Origin of the sequence: Flavobacterium sp. UMI-01 (genome assembly GCF_019656315.1) — a bacterium.
Classification (GTDB): domain Bacteria; phylum Bacteroidota; class Bacteroidia; order Flavobacteriales; family Flavobacteriaceae; genus Flavobacterium.
Genome location: NZ_BPLU01000073.1, coordinates 103469 through 122581 on the forward strand (window position 1 = coordinate 103469; position 19113 = coordinate 122581).

At 36.3% G+C, this 19113-nt stretch carries 10 protein-coding genes; 7 read left to right on the top strand and 3 right to left on the bottom strand.

The genetic code is table 11. The features are described from left to right. Window positions 1-12: 12 nt before the first annotated feature. Window positions 13-1476 carry a lipopolysaccharide biosynthesis protein gene (locus K5R64_RS16765; RefSeq protein ID WP_220765073.1) on the top strand — a complete coding sequence of 488 codons (1464 nt, stop codon included), beginning with the start codon at window positions 13-15 and terminating at the stop codon, window positions 1474-1476. Between the two features lie 28 nt (window positions 1477-1504). On the opposite strand, the gene K5R64_RS16770 is transcribed toward K5R64_RS16765, so the two are convergent. The 3 genes from K5R64_RS16770 to uvrA form a co-directional block, all read right to left on the bottom strand. Beyond that, window positions 1505-2392, bottom strand: a complete 888-nt coding sequence (locus K5R64_RS16770) for a dienelactone hydrolase family protein (protein WP_220765075.1) — start codon at window positions 2390-2392, stop codon at window positions 1505-1507. A 315-nt stretch (window positions 2393-2707) separates the two neighbouring features. Next, entirely contained in the window at window positions 2708-2827 is a 120-nt protein-coding gene (locus K5R64_RS17325; protein WP_220765076.1) for an HAD hydrolase-like protein, read from the bottom strand. Between the two features lie 5 nt (window positions 2828-2832). Beyond that, window positions 2833-5622, bottom strand: a complete 2790-nt coding sequence (gene uvrA, locus K5R64_RS16780; RefSeq protein ID WP_220765078.1) for an excinuclease ABC subunit UvrA — start codon at window positions 5620-5622, stop codon at window positions 2833-2835. Between the two features lie 206 nt (window positions 5623-5828). Between uvrA and K5R64_RS16785 the strand changes: the two genes are divergently transcribed. From K5R64_RS16785 to bglX, 6 genes are all read left to right on the top strand, one after another. Continuing rightward, the gene (locus tag K5R64_RS16785; protein WP_305038842.1) at window positions 5829-8630 is read left to right on the top strand and encodes a triple tyrosine motif-containing protein; all 2802 of its coding nucleotides are present in this window, start codon (window positions 5829-5831) and stop codon (window positions 8628-8630) included. A gap of 240 nt (window positions 8631-8870) precedes the next feature. Beyond that, the gene (locus K5R64_RS16790) at window positions 8871-11918 is read left to right on the top strand and encodes a TonB-dependent receptor (RefSeq protein ID WP_220765080.1); all 3048 of its coding nucleotides are present in this window, start codon (window positions 8871-8873) and stop codon (window positions 11916-11918) included. 11 nt (window positions 11919-11929) lie between these two features. Then, window positions 11930-13408 carry a RagB/SusD family nutrient uptake outer membrane protein gene (locus tag K5R64_RS16795; RefSeq protein WP_220765083.1) on the top strand — a complete coding sequence of 493 codons (1479 nt, stop codon included), beginning with the start codon at window positions 11930-11932 and terminating at the stop codon, window positions 13406-13408. A gap of 54 nt (window positions 13409-13462) precedes the next feature. Further along, complete coding sequence (locus tag K5R64_RS16800; protein WP_220765085.1) at window positions 13463-15088, top strand: hypothetical protein; 1626 nt, start codon at window positions 13463-13465, stop codon at window positions 15086-15088. 11 nt (window positions 15089-15099) lie between these two features. Beyond that, entirely contained in the window at window positions 15100-16746 is a 1647-nt protein-coding gene (locus tag K5R64_RS16805) for a family 16 glycosylhydrolase (RefSeq protein ID WP_255580412.1), read from the top strand. A gap of 58 nt (window positions 16747-16804) precedes the next feature. Then, complete coding sequence (gene bglX, locus K5R64_RS16810) at window positions 16805-19111, top strand: beta-glucosidase BglX (RefSeq protein ID WP_220765089.1); 2307 nt, start codon at window positions 16805-16807, stop codon at window positions 19109-19111. Window positions 19112-19113 lie beyond the last annotated feature (2 nt).

The window sequence follows — 19113 nt, forward strand, 5'->3', positions numbered from 1 at the left end:
CTAACTACATTAATGGGAATCGTTTTAAATCAGTCATTAAAAAATACCATCATTACTTACTTAGGGTTTGGAGTGGGAGCTATCAATACCTTGTATTTGTATCCTGTTTTTCTTGGGGCAACTTATTATGCGGTTGCAAATTATATTCTATCGGCGGCTAATGTAATTATGCCTTTGTTTGCGATTGGAATGCAAAATACCTTGGTAAAATATTATACCCAATACAACACTGAGGAAGAAAGAGAACGGTTTTTATCGTTTACCGTATTATTTCCACTCGTATTGTGTGTCCCTTTGGGACTTTTAGGCTTGTTGTATTATGATGACATTATCTATTTTGTTTCTAAGAAAAACCCTGTTGTTAGAGAATTCATTTGGTTGATTCCGTTTATTGGGCTGTGCATGGCGTATTTTGAAATTTTTTATGCTTGGGCCAGAGTACACATGCATTCGGTTTTTGGGAACTTTATTAAAGAAGTGGGGTTACGAATTTTTTCACTTTTGGCTCTAATAGGCGTTTATTATAAATGGATTACGGTAGTGGATTTTGTATATGTTACAGCCGGCATCTATTTTCTTGCTTTGATTGTAACGATGTGGTATGCCTTCCGAATTAAACAGCCTAATTTTCAGTTTACAATTCCTCAAAATGTAAAAGAAATTTTAGAATATACCTTTTACATTATTTTGTCAGGGAGTGTGGCCAATTTGCTTTTAGACGGAGACAAAATTATGTTGAATCAATACATGCTGATTGATAATATCGCTTACTATTCGGTAGCGACATATATTGCTTTGGTTATTTCCGTTCCTAGTCGTGCGATGCATCAAATTGTTTATCCTATTACAGCCAAGTTGATGCATGAAGATAAACATGATGAATTGAATGATTTGTATAAAAAAACGTCCATCAATCTTCAAGTTGTAGGTGGATTTGTGATGTTGTGTATTTTTGTCAATATCAATCAGATGTATGAGTTGGTCCCAAAAGAATACAGCGGGGGTATTGTGGTTGTATTTATGATTGGTCTCTCTAAATATTTTGATTTGATTTTAGGAAATAACAATGCGATTATCTTTAATTCCAAATACTATCGAACGGTATTGTTTTTGGGGTTGCTATTGGTTTTCTTGACAATTGGATTAAACATGTTTTTTATACCTCGTTACGGAATTATAGGTTCGGCTTTTGCTACGTTACTATCTATCACCCTATATAGTTTGGCAAAGTTGCTTTTTGTAGTCAAAAGGATGCATTTGTATCCTTTCACGAAACAAAATATATGGTCGCTTTTGCTCACCTTTGTTGTGTTTTTGGCCTTTTATTTCTGGGATTTCCCTGTTTATCCTTTAGTGGGAATTGTCTTAAAATCAATACTTGTTACCCTCGTATACTTGTATCTAAATTATAAATTTGCTATCTCACCAGAGATTAACGAGGTTATAAATGGACTAGTAAAGAGAATTAAAAAGTAATCGATGTACACCGTATAAACGGGATTCACTATTTTAAATTTTCTTTAAAAAAGTCAATAGTTCTCATCCAAGCCAATGTGGCTGCCTGCTCGTCATAACGTGGCGTAGTGTTGTTATGAAATCCATGATTCACTTTGGGATAAATATAAGCGGTGTGTTTGATGTTGTTAGCTTTTAACACCTTCTCATATTTTGTCCAACCTTCATTAACACGTGTATCCAACTCGGCATAATGAATTAATAATGGTGCTTTGATTAAAGCAGCTTCTTCATCTGTGGGTTGTCCACCATAAAAAGGAACTGCTGCTCCTAAACCAGGGAGTTTTACCGCCATCATATTTGAAATCCAACCACCAAAGCAAAACCCCACAACACCTATTTTTCCGTTGCATTGAGGATGTGATTGTAAATAATGAAAAGCAGCTATAAAGTCTTCGAGCATTTCGTTTTTGTCACGTTTTTTTTGCAATTCTCTACCATCATCATCATTACCAGGATATCCTCCAAGTGGTGAAAGTGCATCTGGTGCAAGACTGATAAATCCTTCTAAAGCAGCTCGGCGATTGACATCTTCAATATAAGGGTTCAGTCCTCTGTTTTCGTGAACAACAATAATTCCGGGTAGTTTTCCTTTGTTTTTTTTAGGAATTGAAAGCAAACCTTTTATTTGTCCGCCTCCTTTAGGGGAGTTGTAAGTGATATAATCAGATTCTAATCTTGGGTCGTCTTTTGGGACTAAAATAGTATCGATATAGTTAGGAGTCATAAAGCTTAAAAGTGCTCCTACTGTCACACTTCCTATGGCATATACAGAAAGTTTTTCTACAAATTGTCTTCGGCCTATTTTATTGTGGGCATAATCATCATATAAGTCAAAAACTTCTTGACTGATATCTTCTTTTTTAAGGTTACTCATTGTTTATGCATTTAATGTTATTATTTCTCAAAAAATGTTTGTAACTAATTTTACTAGTACTTTAAATTAACTGATAAACTATAAAAATAAGGAAATAAAATTGGTTTTCAGTTTAGACTAGAGTAATTAGTTTTAATCGGTTTTCGTTCCCGATTGTAAAACTGTGCATACACTGATTTTTTATTTACGAACTTGATTATAAACAAGCATCATTTCGTGATAATAATGATCAATTTCTTCTTTAGAATTCACCTCTTGTGGTAAGGCTCTTGCTATCGTTGTTCGAAGTCCACTACCTACAAAAAAAATGTAAGCTTAATTACTATGTGCAGAAAAGTTATTGTTAGCTAATACCTTGTTAGCTGCGTCTCCTATATCCTTTAGTGAATTCATTAAAGTTCCGTCTAAGTCAAAGATTACCGCTTTGTAGTTCATGCTTTTTAGTTTAATTTCTCTTTCAAATACTTCGCAGTAACTGACTTTTTGTTTTTGATAATTTCTTCGGGTGTTCCTTCGGCCAAGAGTTGTCCGCCATTTTCACCGCCTTCAGGTCCTAGATCAATAATCCAATCGGCACATTTTATCAAATCGAGATTGTGTTCAATCACTAAAATGGAATGTCCTTTTTCAATCAAAGCATCAAAGGAAGCCATTAGTTTTTTGATGTCGTGGAAATGCAATCCAGTGGTTGGTTCATCAAATACGAAAAGTGCTTTCTCCTTAGTAGCTCCTTTGACCAAGAAAGAAGCCAACTTGATACGCTGTGCTTCACCCCCAGAAAGAGTAGAGGAGGACTGCCCTAATTGTACATAGCCCAAACCTACATCTTGTAAAGGTTTCAGTTTTTGGGTGATTTTAGTTTGTTTGTTTTTTTCAAAAAAAGCAACGGCATCGTCTATTGTCATGGTCAATACATCATGGATATTTTTGCCTTCAAATTGGACTTCCAGAATGTCTTTCTTGAAACGTTTGCCTCCACAAGTTTCGCAAGGCAATTGCACATCGGCCATAAAAACCATTTCTACATTGATAGTTCCTTCACCACTACAGGTTTCACAACGACCTGCATCTACATTAAAAGAAAAATGTTTAGGCAAATACCCTCTTAATTTGGATAACTTTTCTTTGGCATACAAATCCCTAATATCATCATAAGCTTTGATATAAGTAACCGGATTAGAACGCGAGCTACGACCTATGGGATTTTGATCGACATATTCAATGTGTCGGATATGAGCAAAAGAACCTTTTAGTTCGCTAAATTGACCTGCTTTTTCACCAGCATTATCCAGTTTTTTTTGCATCGCTGGAAAAAGGATTTTCTTAACCAAAGTACTTTTTCCACTTCCCGAAACTCCTGTGATGACAGTTAGTACGTCAAGTGGGAATTTGACGTTGATGTTTTTCAGATTGTTTTCACGAGCCCCAATTATTTCGATATAATTTTTAAAAGAACGTCGTTTTTGAGGGATTGCAATACTCAAATCGCCGTTCAAATATTTTGCTGTAAGTGAAGTAGATTTTAAAATTTCATTGTAAGTGCCTTGTGCCACTAGATTTCCACCAAAAGTTCCCGCTTCAGGACCAATATCTATAATCATATCGGCTGCTTTCATGATGTCTTCATCGTGTTCAACTACAATGACTGTATTTCCTAAATCACGTAAGGACAATAAAACTTGGATTAATCGCTCCGAATCTTTGGGATGTAACCCAATACTTGGCTCGTCTAAAATGTACATGGAGCCCACTAAGCTACTTCCTAATGAAGTGGCTAAGTTAATGCGTTGGGATTCTCCACCTGATAGGGATGCCGAGTTTCGGTTTAATGTTAAGTAGCTCAATCCCACTTGCGTCAGGAAAGAGAGTCGGTTATTAATTTCAATCAACAATCGTTTGGCGATTTGCTGTTCGTATTTATTTAATTCCAGGTTTTTGAAAAAATCAACCAGATGCTGAATAGGTAAATCAACTAATTCCGAAACGGTTTTGCCGTTAATTTTCACATAATTGGCTTCATCTCGTAGTCGTTTTCCTTTACACGCATGGCATTTTGTTTTACCTCGGTAACGGGATAACATGACACGGTTTTGAATCTTGTAATTTTTTTCTTCTAATTCTTTAAAAAAATCGTTGAGTCCTTGAAAATAACTATTCCCTGTCCAAATCAATTCTTTTTGAGCTTCTGTCAGTTCGAAGTAGGGTTTGTGTATCGGAAAATCAAATTTATAAGCGTGTTTGATTAATTCATCTTTGTACCAACTCATACTTTCGCCTCTCCATGGGAAAATAGCGCTTTCATATACAGATAAAGAGGTGTTAGGTATCACTAGTTCAGCGTCGATACCAATAATATTTCCGTAGCCTTCACATACTGGACAAGCTCCGTAAGGATTATTAAAACTGAACAAATGCACATTAGGTTCTAAAAAAGAAATCCCATCCAATTCAAAATTATTGGAATAATCGAAGCGTTTATTTGTTTTTACTTCTTGCAGATAGCAAATGCCTTTTCCTTCATAAAAAGCAGTTTGTACCGCATCCGCTAGTCGGTTATAGAATTCCTCATCGTCTTTCACCACAATTCGGTCAATGATAAGGGTTACATCTTGATTGTCTAATGAGTGTTGGTCAATTTCGTCAATACGAACCATTTGGTCATTTACCAATATTCGGGCAAAACCTTGTTGGAGTAAGACTTTGAGCTTGTCTTCCAATTTTCTTCCATCTTCTAAATGAATAGGAGCAAGGAGTAACCATCTACTACCTATTTCTAGGGCTTTAACATCATTGATAACGTCTGTTACGGTGTTTTTTTTCACTTCTTGTCCTGAAACAGGAGAGTAGGTCCGGCCAATACGAGCAAATAATAATTTGATATAATCGTAAATTTCGGTTGAGGTTCCTACAGTAGAGCGTGCATTAGTAGTGTTTACTTTTTGTTCAATAGCAATAGCAGGAGCGATTCCTTTGATGTATTCCACTTTAGGTTTGTCTAAACGGCCTAAGAATTGTCGGGCATAAGAGGACAAACTTTCTACATAGCGTCGTTGTCCTTCGGCATACAAAGTATCAAAGGCCAAACTCGATTTTCCAGAGCCTGATAGACCAGTAATCACCACCAATTGATTTCGTGGAATAGCCACATCCACATTTTTAAGGTTGTGTACTTGAGCACCTTTGATAATAATGTTTTTCTTTGGGTCTAATGTAGAAAGGTCAACTTGCATAGTTAATGGAAATTTGCACAAAAGTAAGCAATTTTAGAGAGAGAATGGAAGGTAAACGATTCCTAAATTTTAAGAATAACTTTCGTTTTTGGACTTGATAAAATGTTTTTTTTAGATTTTATTCTTGTATAGTTATTATAACGCTATTTTTTAGGACTGAATTCTTTTTTAATTTTAAATTTACCTAAATCAAAACGAAACCAACATTGAAAACAAAAATTGCCCTTTTATCCTTTTTATTCTCCATCACTCTTTTTGCACAAGAGTTGCCTCCCATTGTAAAATATGCTCCAACTACTTATGGTGCAGGCAATCAAAATTGGATGATAAGTCAAGATTCACAGCAATTCATCTTATTTGCTAATAACGAGGGATTATTAGAGTTCAATGGTTCGAGTTGGCAACTGTATCCTTCCCCAAATGAAACGATTATTCGTTCTGTTAAGGTGATAGGGGATAAAATCTATACAGGGAGTTATATGGAATTTGGTTTTTGGAAACACATGAATGATGGGAAATTGAAGTACCAATCGCTCAGTGCATCCATTAAAAAATACATTCGTGACGACGAACAATTTTGGAATATTTTACATTACGACCATTGGGTAATTTTTCAATCATTGGATCGTATTTATGTGTTTGATACCAAAACTGGAAAATTTAGGATTATTGCACCAAGTGCTACTATTATTAAGGCTTTTAAAACAACCAATGGGTTGTATTATCAAGTTTACAATGAAGGATTGTACGAAATTGAAGCTGGCAAAAGCACCTTAAAATCGAGTCATCCAGTGTTTAAAAATAACCGAATTGTAAATGTTTTTTCCAATGAAAATGGACTATTAGTCGTTACTGAGTCCAATGGGTTTTATCAATTATCAGGTAATCAAATCACTAAATTCAGTACAGAAGCAGATAAGGCACTTGAATCTAGTAGTATTTATAGTTGTGAAAAACTTACTAATGGAGGTATAGCGATAGGAACAGTCTCTAATGGAATTTTTATTTTAACTAAAGAAGGAAAGTTAAATTATCATATTTCCCAAAGCAAAGGTTTGAGTAACAACACTGCTTTGTCTTTGTTTGAAGATGCTGAAAAAAACCTATGGATAGGATTGGACAACGGTATTAATTGCATCAATTTGCAATCACCTATACAAAGTTATGTGGACGACTCAGGTATTTTGGGTACCATTTATACCTCAAAACTTCATGATGGTTGGTTATATGTAGGGACTAATCAAGGATTGTTTTATAAAAAATACCGTAGCAACGAGGATTTTAAATTTGTTTCAGGTACCAAAGGTCAGGTTTGGACTTTATTTGCTTACGATGGGACTTTATTTTGCGGACATGATAGAGGAACTTATGTGGTTCAAAATGGAAGTATCCAATCCATTTTTTCACAATCAGGGACTTGGAAATTGAACACCGTTCCAGGTCAAAAAGACATCTTGCTTCAAGGGAATTATTATGGAATCTCTGTTTTGGAAAGGCGAGGAGGTCAATGGTATTTTAGAAATAAGCTCGAAGGATTCGATTATTCGTCCAAATATTTTGAGATAACGGATGCTTTTGAAATCTATGTGAGCCATGAATATAAGGGCGTGTTTCGATTAGCAACAGATGCTCGCTTGGCTAAAATCAATACGTTTACCACCTACAAGCATCCTACGAAAGGAAAAAATGCCAGTTTGGTTAAGTTTAATAATGCCATTTATTACGCTTATAAAGAGGGGGTTTTTAAATTAAATGCGAAAACAAAAGAATTCCATAAGGATGCTTTGTTGAGTACTGTTTTTGAGAAAGACGAATATACGTCAGGTAAAATGATTGTGGATGAAACTCACAAGATATGGTTGTTCTCTAAAAATTATACCAGTTATTATGCCGCAACCAAATTAAGTGATCAGCTGAAACAAAATAGCATTCCTATTCCAGCTTCGTTGACCAATTCGATGTTAGGCTATGAAAATATTACGCATTTGGCTAATTCTGATTACCTTTTTGGTACTACAGATGGGTATTATACGATGAATATTGATGATTTGGTTTTCAAAAATTATAAAGTCTCTATTTCAAACATTACAACGAATCGATTGAATGCATCCTCGCGAAGTAATCCTATTCAAACCGAAGGAATTTTTGCGCACGATGAAAACAACATCAGTTTTAGCTTTACGGTACCTGAATACAATAAATACATCAATCCAGAGTATCAATATATATTAGAAGGATTTCAAGACGATTGGAGCAATTGGAATACAAGATCTAATGTGAATTTTAAAAATTTGCCATCAGGGGAGTATGTGTTTAAATTAAAAGCAAAGTTTGCCAATTCCAATCTCGATACTATAGTAACGTATTCCTTTACGATAAAAAAACCATGGTACGGAACCAATCTAGCTATTTGTATGTATTTCGTATTGTTATTATTGTTTTCTCGATTCATGCATAACCAATACACCAGTTATTATTTGAAAAAAGAACAAAAACTAATTGAAGAAAACAATTTGTTGTTAGAAATTCAAGAGTTAGAAAACCAACAGCAATTGATGCGCCTAAAAAATGAACAACTTTCCCAAGATGTAGATAGTATGAATAAGGAATTGGCGGCATCCACAATGAGTCTCAATAGTAAAAACGAATTACTGGCTTTGATTCAAGAAGATTTGAAGAAAACAGAAGCAAGTGACAGTAGAAGTATCAAATCCGTTATTTCAACGATTAATAAAAACATAACTAAGAATGATGCTTGGAGTGTTTTTCAAGAGGCATTTGATAAAACAGATAAAGATTTTTTGAAAAAAATAAAAGAGGCTCATCCTTCCTTAACGGCCAATGATTTGAAATTATGTGCTTATTTGAGACTCAATCTTTCTTCCAAAGAGATAGCTCCATTACTGAATATTTCCGTACGAAGTGTAGAGATAAAAAGGTACCGTTTGCGTAAAAAAATGGATTTAGCGCATGAACAGGGGCTAGTGGAGTATATTTTATCTGTATAGGTAGCTTCATTCTCGACAAAAAAACTATACAACACCACAACATTCGCTAAATGTTGTGGTGTTTTTTATATAATTCAAGACTTGTTTGTATTTGTTAAGACTTAGTTAAACCGTTGTTTTATTGAATTATTCTCAATACTTCGTGGTTTTTTTTGTGTTGTATGTTTTTTGTAAAGGCAATTTTTGCTATTTTAAAGAAACGACTACCTAATTTTATAATTCACAAAAAACTCAAACTATATGAAATCAAATTATCTATTAATGATTTTTCTATTTCTCTCAACAGTAGGCTTTTCTCAAAGCTATGATATTGGAGGTGTAGTCAAAGAAAAAAGTTCTGGTCTATCGATACCAGGAGTAAACATTCAAATTAAGAATACTACAAAAGGAGTTGCATCTGATTTTGATGGAAAATTTTCTGTAAAGAGTATTCCATCAGGAAGCATCGTCGTTTTTTCTTTTGTAGGATATAAAACATTTGAATATAAAGTTACCACAACCAATATGAATATAACCATTACGCTTGAAGAAGACGCGAAGACATTGGACGAAGTTGTAGTTATTGGTTATGGAAGTCAAAAACGAAGAGAAGTAACAGGAGCAGTATCAGTTGTAGATAGCAAAACATTAGACAAATTAAAACCAGTCAAAATTGAACAAGCTTTACAAGGTACTGTTTCAGGTGTGAATGTAACGACGCAATCGGGTTCGCCTGGGGCCGCATTGGACATTCGTATTCGCGGGATTGCTACCAATGGGGAAAACCGACCTACTACCATTATTGATGGGTATGTAGGGGAACTAGGATTGTTAAACCCTAATGATATTGAGTCGGTTACCGTTTTGAAAGATGCACAAGCCGCCATTTATGGAACTATTGGTGCCAATGGAGTGATATTGGTAACGACCAAATCAGGAAAGAAAAATTCCAAATCTAGAATTTCGTACAATACGTATGCAGGTTTTCAGGAAGCGTCTAAATCATTAAACCTATTGAATGCTACCGAGTATGCTTTGCTTTTAAATGAAAGTTATGCTAATGGTGGAAAAGCGTTACCCTACACAAATGTAAGCGGATTAGGCAAAGGGACTAATTGGCAAAATGAAGTGTTACGTACAGGAGTGCCTATTATTAATCATGATTTGTCTATCTCTGGAGGTTCGGATAAAATAACGTATGCTGTCAGTGGTTCCCATTTGGACCAAGAAGGTATTGTGGGAGAAGACAAATCAGGTTTTCTTAGAAATACTGCTAGAATAGGATTGAATGCAGATGTTTCTGAAAATTTGAAACTTAAAACCAATGTTATTTATACTTATTTTAATCGTAAAACATTAAACGAAAACGGCTTAGGGTCGGTATTGTTCAATGCGTTGAACGTGCCTTCTACATTAAGTCCTTATACTACTAGTGGTGATTTTAGTTTAGTACCTAGTACAACAGGATTAGGAACTGAAATCATCAATCCATTAGCACAAATCGCCAATACTTATAACGATTATAGTTTTAAAAAATTAAATGGAAATTTTGGATTAGAATACAAAGTAATCGACGGCTTGGTTTTGTCCAGTACTATGGGATTCAATACCTCTAATAGTAAGTCTAGAGACTTTGCAAAGCAAATTAGTTATGGCGGAAAAGTATTTGATGTTACCAGAAGTTCTGTAACTCAAGGCACTGTGAATGACAATAACTATTCATTTGATGCTTTTGCTACCTATTCCAAAAAATTTGCTGAGGATCATAATTTTGTATTCACTTTAGGAAATACCATTTTCAAAGAGTGGGGAACTGGACTTTCGGCTACGGGCTATGATGTACCTAATAATTCTTGGGATTATGCGGATATCTCCTTAACGACTGGAACATTAGATGCTAAAACGAATAGTTCGTACAGCTATGACGAAAGACGTCTTTCTTATTTTGGAAGAATGCAATACGATTACAAGGGGAAATACCTTTTATCAGCCATGTTACGTCGTGATGCTTCAACCAAATTTGGTCCTGGAAACAAAGTGGGGTATTTCCCTTCCTTTACTGGAGGTTGGGTAGTGTCTGACGAAGGTTTTTTTGGAGAGGATAAAAAAATCAACTTCTTGAAATTAAGAGCGAGTTACGGTACACTTGGAAATGACCAAATTCCAAATAACGGTTATGTAAGTTTATTATCAGGTGAAGCGACCTATGTGTTTGATGGTGCTCTGGTTAATGGTACAGCTACAGGTCAAATTGCTAATCCTGATTTAAAATGGGAAGAAGCGCAAAAATTTGACGTAGGTATGGATATGAAGTTATGGAATAACAAAGTGTCTATTGTTGCCGATTATTTTATAGATACTCGAAAAGATTTATTGATACCTAGTATTCCTGTTTCAGGAATTACCGGAAATTATGCTCCAGGCGCTTCTGCACCAACTGTAAATGCTGGAACGGTGAGAAACTCAGGTCTTGAATTTTCAATTGATTACAAAACAAAATTCTCTGATGATTTTGATATGAGTCTAGGGTATAATGTTACATTCTTAAAAAATAAAGTATTAGAGGTTAATAATGGTACTGGATTTATTGAAGGGGGAGCTTTTGGGGTAGGACAGCCAGCACCTTCAAGAATGGAAGTTGGATTGCCAATAGGATATTTCTACGGATATAAAACTAATGGTATTTTCCAAAACCAAGCTGAAATCGATGCCCATCCATCTCAAATTGCCTTGGGAGCTAATGCAGCGCCTGGTGATATTCGATTTGTAGATGTGAATGAAGATGGCGTGATTGATTCCAATGATAGAACTAACATAGGCGACCCAATTCCTAATGCAACTATGGGATTCAATTTACAGTTAAATTACAAAAACCTAGATTTTGCATTATATACTTTCGCTTCTGTAGGAAATGATATGGTGCGCAACTACGAAAGAACCTTATCGGATGCCAATCGTTTGACCTATGTTCTTGACAGATGGACTGGTGAAGGTACTAGTACAACTGTGCCTAGAGTAACAACTGGAGCTACAGCTAATAATGTTTTCTCTGACTATTTTGTAGAAGACGCTTCGTACTTGAGAATCCAAAACATCCAATTAGGCTATACTTTGAATCCTAAAATTTCTCAAAAAGCCAAAATTACAAAACTAAGAATGTATGCGGGGGTTAATAATTTATACACTTTTACGAAATACAAAGGTTTTGACCCTGGCGCTTCTAATGGCGCTCCAATTGGAGGTGGAATCGATTACGGTTTTTACCCTATCCCTAGAACCTATTTGTTAGGTCTAAATATTAATTTTTAATTCCAATTAAGATGAAAAAGTACACCTATATAGCCATGATTTCAGTAGCATTTGTTTCGATGTTGACTGTTTCATGTAGTGATGAATTTGTTGAACGTGACCCTGTTTACTCAATAGATTCCGAAAATTATTTTAATTCTAAAACGGATTATGAAAATGCATTAATTGCAGCTTATGACCCGTTACAATCTTCGTATGTGAATGTTCTTTTGGGCGAAATAGCTTCGGATAATACTTTGTGTGGCGGAGAAAGTCAAACAGATGTTATCGGTTTTCAGCAAATCGACGATATGATTCATACTCCCGTTAATAGCAATTTAAGAGACATTTGGAACTGGATGTTTGCCGGAGTTAGCAGAGCCAATTATATTTTGGAATTCCAAAATAAAACCGATTTTGAAGGCAAAAACCAAATTATTGCAGAAGCACGTTTTCTAAGAGCTTACTACCATTTCGAACTAGTGAAATGGTTTGGGGGTGTTCCTTTAAAAGGAGATGCTCGTTTTAAAATTGGGGATGAAAAAAGCATTCCACGTTCTTCCATTACGGATGTTTACACTTCGATAGAGAATGACTTAATTTTTGCGTCAACTAACTTAAACGCGACTGCTAGTCAAGCAGGCCGAGCTACCAAAGGTGCTGCATTAGCGTTATTAGGGAAAGCCTATTTGTATCAAAATAAGTTTGACAAAGCCGCACCTACTTTTGAAACCTTGATAGGATTGTCAAAATATTCATTAGTAACGGATTATAATGCCCTTTTCGAAGCAGAAGGTGAAAATGGTCCAGAATCTGTTTTTGAGATTCAATATACGGATGTGGAAGGTGCTGGTTTTGGTTGTTTGCAATGTAGCGAAGGAAATGTTGCAGTAGGTTTTAATGGGCCTCGAAACTATACAGGAACTTTATTTACGTCTGGATTTAGCTTCAATGTACCAACTGCTAAAGTGGTTAATGCTTTTGAAGTAGGAGACAAACGTAAGGACGTTGCTATTTTAGACATTAAAGATTGGGCTCAAAAAACAGGAGCTACTTATGGTGAAGGATACGAGCACACTGGCTATTACAATCGCAAATACATACCAAGAAAACGTAGTGCGACCGCTGCGGGAGATTTGAATCTGACAAATCCTAATAACTATAGAGCCATTCGTTATGCAGATGTATTGTTAATGGCGGCCGAGGCTTACAACCGTGGTAAAATCGATGATGGGAAAGCAAGAGGCTATTTGAATGAAGTTCGCCGTAGAGCTTTTGGTGATTTAAATCATGATATTTCAGCTTCGGGTGATGCATTAACTGATTTTATTTGGGCTGAAAGAAGAGTAGAGCTAGTGGGAGAAGGACATCGTTTCTTTGACTTAGTTCGTACAGGTAAGGCGGCTCAGGAAATACCAGGTTTTACAGCAGGTAAAAACGAATTGTTCCCTATTCCTATTGAAGAAATTCAATTTTCAAACGGAAACTGGAGCCAAAATCCTAAATACTAGAAATGAATTACATCTTCCTTAGGGTAGATAGGCATTAACAATAAATTAGAACGTATGAAAAATATAAAACAGATAATAAGCTTTATAGCACTATCGATAGCGCTTGGTTGTTCTACTGAGAATGATTTAATCGATTTGGATGCTCTAGGTGCTCCAGACGGTATTTCAGCTTTGACTACCGTGACACAAGACAATACGGGAAAAGTGACTTTTTTACCCCGTGGAGAAGGAGTAACCCAATATACAATTTATTTTGGAGACGGTACTGAAACACCTGCTTATGTGAGTCCAGGAGGAACGGTGGATCACCTCTACAAAGAAGGAGTTTATAATGCTCGAATCATTGGAACAACAATTAATGGAAAATCGACTGAGGTTACTCAAAAAGTTGAAGTTACGTTTAAAGCACCCGAAAATTTAGTGGTGACTATTGAAAATGATTTGGCTGTTTCAAAAAAAGTAACTGTCAAAGCAACAGCTACGTATGCGTTGTTTTATGAGGTTTATTTTGGAGAACCGGGCGTAACTGAACCTGTAGTGGCCAATAACGGAGAATCGGTATCTTATACGTATCAAAATACAGGTGACTATACTATTAGAGTAGTGTCTAAAAGTGCTGCTATCAAAACAACAGAATTTACAAAAGTCTTTACGGTAACAGCGGTAAACAAACCGTTTACTTCGGCACCAACACCTCCTAATAGACAAACTTCGGATGTGATTTCTATTTATAGTTCGAAATATGCAGACGTTAGTGGGACTAATTATTTCCCTGATTGGGGACAAGCTGGGCAAGGAAGCGGTTGGACTGAATTTGACTTGAATGGCTACAAAATGCTAAATTATATCAAATTAAGTTACCAAGGAATTGCATTAGCTGATGGAAAAACGATTGATGTGTCAGGAATGGATTATTTGCACATGGATGTGTGGACAGCCGATTTGGAAAAAATTGAGACATCGCTTATTAGCAAAACAAATGGTGAAAAACCAGTTGTCAAAAACCTTACAGCTAACCAGTGGACTTCTATTGATATTCCTATCACGGCTTTTACGAGTCAAGGATTAACAGTGGCCGATATTTTTCAATTAAAATTTGTGGGTACTCCTTGGGCTGGAGGAAGTGTTTTTATTGATAACATTTATTTTTATAAAACACCGACTGCTTTAATCGAAATGCCAATTGATTTTGAATCCACTGTATTAACATACAAATGGAATGGGTTTGGAGCAGCTGATTTTGGTGCTATTCCAGCATCAGTAGTTACTAATCCTGATAAAACAGGTAATAACCTCTCCAATAAAGTCGTAAAAATAGAGAAACCAGCGGGTGCGCAAGTGTGGGCTGGCGCTAGTTTAGATTTGGATTCCAAAGTCAATTTTGCTAATGGAACTAAGGTAAAAGTCAATGTTTGGTCTCCTAAGGTAGGTGCAACTATATTATTCAAAATGGAGGTGTCCACATCACCAAAAGACGGTAATGGAAACCCAACTGTTTTTGTGGAAGTTCAAGGAACTACTACTGTAGCTAATTCTTGGCAAGTAATGACATTTGATCTCACAAGTTCAGCTTCTTTTAATACAGCCAATGCTTATGACCGAGTGATTTTGTTCCCAGATTTTAATGTAGCAGGTACAGGAACTACCTACTATTTTGACGATATAAAACAATCCAACTAAAAAGATACATGATGAAAAAGATAGTAATAAATACAATTGCCATTTTTGCTGTGCTACTAATGGTAAATTGCTCCAAAGATGATTATTCTTTTGGGAGTTTGACAGCTCCTTCTAATTTGGTGATTCAGTCCGAGATAATAGGGAAAACAACGGAAAATCCTAATGGAGACGGTTCAGGAAAAGTAAAGTTTTCGGTAAAAGCTGCTAATGCCATTTCGTATAAATTCATTTTTGATGATGGCACGACAGAAAATGCTCCAAATGGAGTTTTTGAAAAACGTTTTACAAAAACTGGAGTGAACACCTATACAGTAACTGTTGCCGCTTCAGGTACCGGTGGAATCACCACTAATTCAACAGTAGATGTAACTGTTTTAAGTACTTTTAGCGATGACGAAGCAGTCGCACTTTTGACAGGTGGTAGTTCTAAAAAATGGTACTTCTCTGCTTCTGAAGTAGGACATTTGGGAGTAGGGCCTAACAACAATAATGCGGATCAAAATTATTATGGTTTTTGGTACCAAGCTGCTGCTTTTGAAAAAGGGGGAGCTGCTAGTAGTAGCTGTTTGTATGACAATGTATTGACTTTTACATTAGAGGGCGATCAGTTAAAATTCAACTTAGATAATGGTGGAAAAACCTTCTTCAATACGGCTTTCTTAAGTGTGGGTGGTGGTTCTGGTTCTGAAGACTCTTGTTTGAGTTATGCGACTACAGGAGCTAAAGTTGTTTCTTTGAGTCCATCTGAGTCGGTAATTTTAAACAATCCAAATGCGGCAACTCAAACTAGAGGGACCGTGATGAATATTTCAGGTGGTGGATTTATGGGGTACTATATTGGTCAAAGTTCCTATGAAATTTTGTCCATCACAGCTAATAGAATGGTCGTTAGAGCTATTGCAGGCAACGATGCAGGCGTGGCATGGTACCATACCTTTACAACGACCAAGCCTACTCAAAATACGCCTACTACAGATTATACAAATTTGGTTTGGTCTGATGAATTCAGTACCGATGGAGCGCCTGACGCAACCAAGTGGACCTATGATTTAGGCGCTGGAGGTTGGGGAAACAGTGAAGTTCAAACCTATACTAACAGTACTGATAACGCTGTTGTTTCAGGAGGTACATTGAAAATCATCGCAAAAAAATCAGGTTCAGCATATACCTCTGCTCGTTTAAAATCCGAAGGTAAATTTAAATTCACTTACGGAAAAATTGAGGTGAGAGCCAAACTTCCTGTAGGAGGTGGTACATGGCCGGCCATCTGGATGTTAGGTTCAGATTATGCAACCAATACATGGCCTGCTTGCGGTGAAATTGATATTATGGAACACAAAGGAAACCAACCCAATGTAATTCATGGAACCCTTCACTATCCTGGAAATTCAGGAGGAAATGGAAACGGAAATACAACAACAATTACAAATGCTTCTTCAGAATTTCACGTTTACAAAGCGATATGGAGTCCGGCATCAGTTAAAATTTATGTGGACGATGTATTGTTTCACACCGTAGCAAACAGTAGTTCTCTGCCTTTCAATAAAGATTTCTTTATGATTCTTAACGTAGCCATGGGAGGAACTTTTGGAGGAACTATAGATACTGCCTTTACACAGGGGACTATGGAAGTGGACTATGTAAGAGTGTACCAATAATAAAATTTGGAATTATAGCAAAAGGTCGAGGTTATCGGCCTTTTGTTTAATAAAATGAATGAAGATGAGTATAATAAAAAAAGTATCATTTGTCCTAACTGCCATTGTAATGGTGAATTGTAGCCAGAAAATCATCCAACCTAAGGTTGTTCTTTCAAATGAAAATAATCTCGATAAGCGAGTTGATTCTGTTTTGAAATTGATGACCTTGGAAGAAAAAATAGGACAACTCAATCAATACAACGGTTTTTGGGAAATAACAGGACCGACTCCTAAAGAAGGCCAGGCAGCAAAGAAATACGAAGACCTCAAAAAGGGTTTAGTAGGTTCTATGTTGAATGTAAAAGGCGTAAAAGATGTTAGGGCTTTGCAAAAAATAGCCGTTGAAGAAACCCGCTTGGGAATCCCACTACTATTTGGTTTTGATGTCATCCACGGCTACAAAACCATTAGTCCTATTCCGCTTGCTGAAGCTGCAAGTTGGGATTTAGTTGAAATCAAAAAATCTGCGGCTATAGCAGCCGAAGAAGCGGCTTCAGTAGGTCTCAACTGGACTTTTGCTCCTATGGTAGATATTGCTAGGGATGCCCGTTGGGGTCGAGTAATGGAAGGCTCAGGAGAGGATCCTTTTTTGGGTAGCCAAATTGCAGTAGCACGAATTCAAGGATTTCAAGGTGAAGATTTGAAAGCAAAGAATACGATTTTGGCTTGTGCCAAACATTTTGCTGGCTACGCTTTTGCTGAATCAGGTAGAGATTACAATACAGTGGATATTGGAGAATCTACCTTGCAAAACATCGTATTTCCTCCATTCAAAGCATCGGTTGATGCAGGAGTACGTACTTTCATGAATTCTTTTAATGAGTTAAACGGAATTCCAGCTACAGGGAACAAATATTTACAAAGACAAATCTTGAAAGGCGATTGGAAATTTGATGGTTTTGTCGTTTCGGATTGGGGTTCTATCAACGAAATGATTGCGCACGGTTATGCAAAGGATAACAAACAAGCTGCTGAAATTGCTATCAATGCAGGTTCAGATATGGATATGGAATCTAGCGCTTATGTAGCACATTTAGCCGAACTAGTGAAAGAAGGTAAAGTCAACGAAAGTTTGATTAATGATGCGGCTAGAAGAATTTTAAAAGTCAAATTTGAATTAGGATTATTTGATAACCCTTATTTGTATTGTGATGAACGTTATGAAGCAGCAACACTTGGTAAAAAAGCTTTTCACGACGGTGTTTTGGAAATGGCTAAAAAATCAATTGTACTTTTAAAAAATCAAAAAGAGTTATTACCCTTAAAACAATCAGGGCAAAAGATTGCTTTAATAGGGGCTTTGGCTGCTGATAAAACCAGTCCTTTGGGGAGTTGGCGAATCGCCGCTGATGATGAAACTGCCATTTCCGTTTTAGAAGGGATGAAACAATACAAAGGAAACCAACTAACGTATGCAAAAGGAGCAAATGTGGCAGAGGGTAGAACGCAATTTGTTTGGGAAACCAAAATCAATACGACAGATAAAAGCGGATTTGCAGAAGCGATTGCAGTTGCTAAAACCGCTGATGTAGTGGTGATGGTCTTGGGAGAACACGGACTTCAATCAGGTGAGGGACGCAGCAGAACCGATATAGGTTTGCCTGGTGTACAACAAGAATTATTAGAGGAAGTGTACAAAGTAAATCCTAATATTGTATTGGTTTTAAACAACGGGAGACCCTTAGCCATTCCTTGGGCCGATGCTCATATTCCAGCTATTGTGGAAGCTTGGCATCTTGGAACACAAAGTGGTCATGCTATTGCGCAAGTGTTATACGGTGACTACAATCCTAGCGGTAAATTACCTATGACGTTTCCTCGTTCAGTGGGACAGGTACCTATTTATTATAATTACAAAAACACGGGACGTCCTGAGATGAGTGAACCTGATAGTGTGTTTTGGTCGCATTATATTGATGAAAAAAATACGCCTTTATATCCTTTTGGTTATGGATTAAGCTATACAACTTTTGAGTATTCTAATTTAAAGTTGAGCCAAAATGCTTTTTCAAATCAAGAGAAAATTGAGGTGAGTGTTGAGGTAAAAAACACGGGTAAATACGTTGGTAAAGAAGTGGTTCAATTGTATATTAGGGATTTGTTTGCCACGGTAACTCGTCCAGTAAAAGAGCTTAAGGGCTTTGAAATGATTGAATTACAACCAAACGAATCTAAGACGGTACGTTTTACAATTGATGCTAAAACCATTGAATTCTTTACGGCCAATTCAAAGTGGGAGGCAGAACCAGGAGATTTTAAAGTCTTTGTAGGAGGTAGTTCGGCTAAAACACTCGAAGCTGATTTTCAATATTTAAAAAAATAATC

What these genes read in the sequence shown, in the direction of transcription:
- K5R64_RS16765 (WP_220765073.1), top strand. Translation starts at nt 13, where the DNA reads ATGGGAATCGTTTTAAATCAGTCATTAAAAAATACCATCATTACTTAC.
- K5R64_RS17325 (WP_220765076.1), bottom strand. Translation starts at nt 2,827, where the DNA reads ATGAACTACAAAGCGGTAATCTTTGACTTAGACGGAACTTTAATGAAT.
- K5R64_RS16795 (WP_220765083.1), top strand. Translation starts at nt 11,930, where the DNA reads ATGAAAAAGTACACCTATATAGCCATGATTTCAGTAGCATTTGTTTCG.
- K5R64_RS16800 (WP_220765085.1), top strand. Translation starts at nt 13,463, where the DNA reads ATGAAAAATATAAAACAGATAATAAGCTTTATAGCACTATCGATAGCG.
- uvrA (WP_220765078.1), bottom strand. Translation starts at nt 5,622, where the DNA reads ATGCAAGTTGACCTTTCTACATTAGACCCAAAGAAAAACATTATTATC.
- K5R64_RS16790 (WP_220765080.1), top strand. Translation starts at nt 8,871, where the DNA reads ATGAAATCAAATTATCTATTAATGATTTTTCTATTTCTCTCAACAGTA.
- K5R64_RS16805 (WP_255580412.1), top strand. Translation starts at nt 15,100, where the DNA reads ATGAAAAAGATAGTAATAAATACAATTGCCATTTTTGCTGTGCTACTA.
- bglX (WP_220765089.1), top strand. Translation starts at nt 16,805, where the DNA reads ATGAAGATGAGTATAATAAAAAAAGTATCATTTGTCCTAACTGCCATT.
- K5R64_RS16770 (WP_220765075.1), bottom strand. Translation starts at nt 2,392, where the DNA reads ATGAGTAACCTTAAAAAAGAAGATATCAGTCAAGAAGTTTTTGACTTA.